The following is a 4,951-nucleotide window of genomic DNA, read 5'->3' on the forward strand; positions in this document are numbered from 1 at the left end:
TTTGATATTGGCTTTCGTATTGGTAAGCCGAAAAACTCCAGTCTGATTATCAGAAAAATAGCGCGAAACAGGTTATTGATTGTGGCATCTCCCGCATTTATCAAAAAGCATGGAGAGATCAACACGGTTGAACAGTTGGAGTCTTTACCTGCGACAGCCTACGCCGCGCCAGGGCTCTTGATAGATAAATTCAGGTATCTGGATGACAACAACGAGAGCAAGCACTTTCAACTGAAGGTGACCTATAAAGTGAATGATGTCGAAATGGTCACGAAAAGTGCGGTAGCGGGGAACACGCTCGCTGTGGTTACCGCCCAGATGATTGATAATGAAATCCTGGAGGGCAAACTTGTCCCGATAATGACGCAGCTGCAATTAGACGACTTCGGTACTTTTTATGCTGTATACCCACACAGAGATGCCCCCATCAAAACTAAGCTGTTCATTGATACGCTCAAAACCATTGTCGGTGATGATGTTCCGATATGGGAAAAGCATATTCCTAATTTTCAAGGTATGTATGGGCGTAGGGGATAGGTGAATCTCACTTCTTAGTTTATCTTCCGGTATTCAAGTGGGCTCATACCAACTTTGGATTTAAACAGCTTGCTAAAGTGTTGTGGATACTCAAAGCCGAGTCCGTAAGCGATCTGGCTGATTGGCTCTTTTGTGCCCAGCAGCTGGTTTTTGGCTCTTTCGATCAGGTAATCCTGAATATACTGCTGTGCGTTTCTGCCGGTTGCGTTCTTTAGCATGTCACTTAGGTAGGACGAGGACATATTCATTGCTTCACTAAAATACTTTACCGATGGCAGGCCTCGTTCCAGTGTTTTTTCCGAATCGAAGTAGTCCTTAATCAGCTTATCAAGCTTACTAACCATATCTAGATTATGATTGCTGCGCAGATAAAACTGTCGGTCATAAAAGCGAGTACAGTAGTCCAGAATAAGCTCTATGTTTGACACAATCAGTTTTTGGGTGTGCTTATCAATATTGCCACTGTATTCTATTTCGATTTGGTTGACCAAATCCGTTAGCACCTTCTTCTCATGTTCAGAGACATGCAGTGCCTCATGTGTTTCATAGGAAAAGAACGAGTACGTTTCAATATTTCGTCCCAAATCCGAACGTCGGATTAAATCGGGATGGAACAAGAGGGTCCAGCCGGTTTCCCCTTCAAGTTCACTGGTATTGGCATAGCTCTGAGCCTGGCCGGGTTTCGTGAATATCATGCTTCCCTGCGCGAAATCGTAGTGATTTCGGCCATACATAATATCTCCTGCGATACCGGATTTAAGTGCTACCTGATAAAAACCGTAGACGTAAGTAAAATCACCGTAATCATACTCAGTGATTGTTTTGTCTATTTGGATCAGAGATACCAAAGGATGTCTTGGTGCCGGTAGGCCAAGAGCCTCATGGACCTGGGAAATACTGGAAATCTGGATAATATCGTTCATCGCAGCCTGAGTTTTTATCAGTTGGTGCATACTAGTTTATCTCGATTACCCGTTTTTTCAGTGAAACTGCCAGCTTTTTGTACTGTTCTTCCACGCTTGATGGGTCCCAGAAGTTCACCCAGACTCCGGTGTAATCTTCATGGATGATAACTCGGGTTCCGATGTTTATCGGCTCTAACCGGTAGGTATGGTCGAAGGTAAGGATCCCCCAGTAGCCACCTGTTTGGTTTAAGAGTTTGTGCGGAAGATAGGTTATTACCTTGGCCGGGATCTTTGCTGATTTTTCCTCAGACTCCTGTACCAGATAGGTAACTTTCGCGCCTTCCTCAAGTTTGCCTTCTACAAGTGTAAATACCGGGTTCCATACAGGATAGTTTTCAACATCAACCAGTACTTCCCAGACTTTATCGGGAGAGGCCGGAATGTTGATTTCTGTATGGACAGATTTAGCGCCTAACATAGCACTAAATGATGCGGATGCCGTCATTAGGGTGGCAGAAGAGAGTAGAGGCATAGAGTTATTCTCCAATATATTTATAACGGTTGGCCCATAGCAATGAGCCAACTCAGGAGGCTGTCGTTAGTTTGGCAACAGCATCTCCTGCATCTTTTGCAAGAACTCTTCCCGAGGCAGAGAAAGCTTCATATCAAGCAGCATTGCAGCATCCGCGCCTACCGCATTGTGAATTGGCATCGGTTGAGTTGCACATTGATAGATGATATCGGCGACATCTTGCGGATCGGCATCTTTGCCGCCAAGGCGCTGCATTTGAGCTGCTAACTCAACAAAATGCGTAGCAACTTTCTGTGCCTGTTTCTGAAGCTCTTCATCTCCAGCAGTGATGTTGTTATTGGTAGCTTCGTTGAAGTTTGTACCAAAGGCTCCTGGTGCAATGGTGTGTACTTTAATGTTAAAAGGCACCAGTTCCATTGCGAGTCCCTCTGACCATCCCTGCATGGCGAATTTGCTGGCTGAATAAGTGGTGGTACATGGAAGGCCAATTTCACCAGCCATGGATGTCACATTGATTATGCAGCCGGAGCGTTGCTTTCTGAAGTGTGGCAGAACGGCTCTGGCAACACGCATCGGACCATAGACGTTGGTATCGAACATGGATTCAATTTGATCTTCAGTAAACTGCTCGAACATAGCATGGCCGCCAAAACCGGCGTTGTTGACCAGAACATCAATACTACCAAAGGTATCAAGACCTTTTGCAACAGCATCATCGATGGTTTCCTGCCGGGTTACATCCAGAGTAGTGACCAACACGTTTTTTAGTTGGGTAAGTTCAGTTTCTTTTTCGGATGAACGCATGGTTGCAATGACATTCCAACCATTTTTCTGAAAGGTCTTGGTTGCAAGGCGACCAAATCCGGAACTACACCCTGTGATTAGTACAGTCTTGTTACTCATGTTCACCTCTTAGGTCGATATTGGAATTAGCTTTTCGCTACAAACAGTAAAGCGCTTGTGATGAGGCCATTATAAAGAGGCGGACAAGTGTCCCACGTATACATATTCCGGAAAGATGTATACATCTTGGGAAATGTTATTTTGGAAATGTATACGTATTGCGAGGATATATATACGTGACTTTTTTCTTATCTGGGTAGTTTGTAATACATCGAATAACCAATGAGCCTTCAAGTATTCCGGGCTGGTTACAAGATATTTCAGATAGGATAAGAGGCCGTACGATGATTACCGAATTTCTAATGACTAAAGTAGTTAAGATGATTGCTCAAACTCAGAGAACACCAATTCTGAGACGCCCGGATGAATACGGGATGGATTATGAAGATGTCTCGTTCTCTGCAGCCGACGGTATTGTTCTGGAGGGCTGGTATATACCGGCCAAAGAAAAGTCTGATAAGGTTGTTATATGTAATCATTTCTCTCCGGGCAATCGCTACGGTTACGCTGGTCATATTAAGCCGTGGCACAAAGCCGGAGGGTTTGAGGTAAATTTCTTACCTAAATATAAGGCACTGCATAAAGCTGGATACAATATTCTGGCCTACGATCTGCGAAACCATGGTTTCAGTGCTCCGGCTCAGAATGGTGCATACAACCCCAACTTCTTCGAATACAAGGATGTGATAGGCTCACTAAACTATGTGCGCAGCAGGGAAGAAACCAAAGAAATGGAAATTCACCTGCATAGCATGTGCTTGGGCGGGAACGCAACTTTGGTTGCGATGAGAAAACAGCCGGAAGTGTTTGAAGGTGTGAAGTCCATGATGTTGATTCAGCCGATTTCCGGTGATGCGTTAGTAAGGCGTTTATGTAAAAATATGCGAATGACCAAACGTGGATACAAGGTCTTTGAAGAAAAATATCGTGAGATCTGGGGTTTCAGTATTTCAGACTCATCGCCAATCTTAGATGCACCATTCGTGAATGTTCCAACTTTCGTTGCACAAGTTAAGGATGACTCTTTTACCTATTCCGATGATGTATATAGGATCTTTGAAGCAATTTCGGCAACGGAAAAAGAACTGTTCTGGATCGGGGGAACCACTCAAAGATTCCATGGCTATACTTATTTCTCAGAAAATCCTGAGCAGATGCTTGCCTGGTATCAAAAGCATTCCGGTTAAGAGTGCTGATAGAGCTTGGGTATCACCGCGATACCCACTCACACAAGTACTCATAGCTCTATGAGTACTCTAAAACGGAAGGGTAAAGTGCATGGCACTATTCATAGTTGACGATGATGAGTACGTTAGCGTCTACTTCGCCGGGATTAATATATCTGTGCTCTTCTCTTGAGTCGAATGAGATAGAACTACCCGCTTTGATGCTATAGGTGTTTTTGCCGACAACGAGTTCAAGTTCTCCTTGTGATACAAAAAGTTGCTCAGTGCTGCTGTTCTCATGGTTTGGGTTAGAGTAGTTACATCCGGGCTTAAAGATCCCGTAAAATACCTCGAACCCACTGGTCGGTGAAAACGGAAAGATACTATAGATGATAAAGCGACCATCGTTATCCTTTATAGGGATCATATCGTCGATGCTTTTTACATCATAGAGTGTATTTGAATTACCCAGCAGGGTTTCAAGTTTCATTTTGAGGCCATTGGCTATTTTCCAGACTGTGGCAATAGTTGGCATTGATTCCGAACGCTCTATTTGGCTGAGCATGGTTTTGCTTACCCCGGTCCTGGAAGAAACCTCACTGAGGCTCAGGCCCATTTTGTTGCGGGTATTTTTCAACTTTTCGCCTAGCGCGGAAAAATCATCCATATAATCTTAACTCTTTCAAATAACTTCTCTGATGCAGAAATCTGCCTCTCAAATTTAGCCGCTTACATTACAAAATGCTGTCTGAAAGGTCAAAACAACCTCGGCAACTTAAAACATGACTCATAGTTGCGCTGTATCTCGTTACTCAAAACCAAAATTGACAATGATAGATAGCTCAATAACACTATGGCGTACAAGTGGCCATTATAGTGAACGATAGGTTTGCTTCAATATTTAGCTG

At 43.8% G+C, this 4,951-nt stretch carries 6 protein-coding genes; 2 read left to right on the plus strand and 4 right to left on the minus strand.

The genetic code is table 11. The features are described from left to right. Positions 1–537 (plus strand): LysR substrate-binding domain-containing protein (locus MHN01_RS16475; protein ID WP_239412336.1); only part of this gene is annotated, 537 nt, incomplete at its 5' end. A 14-nt stretch (positions 538–551) separates the two neighbouring features. Here the strand turns inward: MHN01_RS16475 and MHN01_RS16480 are convergent. The 3 genes from MHN01_RS16480 to MHN01_RS16490 form a co-directional block, all read right to left on the minus strand. Beyond that, positions 552–1,490 (minus strand): AraC family transcriptional regulator, encoded by a 939-nt coding sequence (locus tag MHN01_RS16480; protein ID WP_239412337.1) that lies wholly within the window; start codon positions 1,488–1,490, stop codon positions 552–554. A gap of 1 nt (position 1,491) precedes the next feature. Then, positions 1,492–1,974, minus strand: coding sequence for an SRPBCC domain-containing protein (locus MHN01_RS16485; RefSeq protein WP_239412338.1), 483 nt, complete (start codon positions 1,972–1,974; stop codon positions 1,492–1,494). Positions 1,975–2,040: 66 nt separating this feature from the next. Continuing rightward, positions 2,041–2,877 (minus strand): SDR family oxidoreductase, encoded by an 837-nt coding sequence (locus MHN01_RS16490; protein ID WP_239412339.1) that lies wholly within the window; start codon positions 2,875–2,877, stop codon positions 2,041–2,043. A 302-nt stretch (positions 2,878–3,179) separates the two neighbouring features. Between MHN01_RS16490 and MHN01_RS16495 the strand changes: the two genes are divergently transcribed. Beyond that, complete coding sequence (locus tag MHN01_RS16495) at positions 3,180–4,064, plus strand: S9 family peptidase (protein ID WP_239412340.1); 885 nt, start codon at positions 3,180–3,182, stop codon at positions 4,062–4,064. 97 nt (positions 4,065–4,161) lie between these two features. On the opposite strand, the gene MHN01_RS16500 is transcribed toward MHN01_RS16495, so the two are convergent. Further along, positions 4,162–4,710 (minus strand): helix-turn-helix domain-containing protein, encoded by a 549-nt coding sequence (locus MHN01_RS16500; protein ID WP_239412341.1) that lies wholly within the window; start codon positions 4,708–4,710, stop codon positions 4,162–4,164. Positions 4,711–4,951: the final 241 nt, after the last annotated feature.

Source organism: Photobacterium sp. OFAV2-7 (assembly GCF_022347985.1).
Classification (GTDB): Bacteria; Pseudomonadota; Gammaproteobacteria; order Enterobacterales; family Vibrionaceae; genus Photobacterium.

What these genes read in the sequence shown, in the direction of transcription:
- MHN01_RS16485 (WP_239412338.1), bottom strand. Translation starts at nt 1,974, where the DNA reads ATGCCTCTACTCTCTTCTGCCACCCTAATGACGGCATCCGCATCATTT.
- MHN01_RS16490 (WP_239412339.1), bottom strand. Translation starts at nt 2,877, where the DNA reads ATGAGTAACAAGACTGTACTAATCACAGGGTGTAGTTCCGGATTTGGT.
- MHN01_RS16495 (WP_239412340.1), top strand. Translation starts at nt 3,180, where the DNA reads ATGACTAAAGTAGTTAAGATGATTGCTCAAACTCAGAGAACACCAATT.
- MHN01_RS16480 (WP_239412337.1), bottom strand. Translation starts at nt 1,490, where the DNA reads ATGCACCAACTGATAAAAACTCAGGCTGCGATGAACGATATTATCCAG.
- MHN01_RS16500 (WP_239412341.1), bottom strand. Translation starts at nt 4,710, where the DNA reads ATGGATGATTTTTCCGCGCTAGGCGAAAAGTTGAAAAATACCCGCAAC.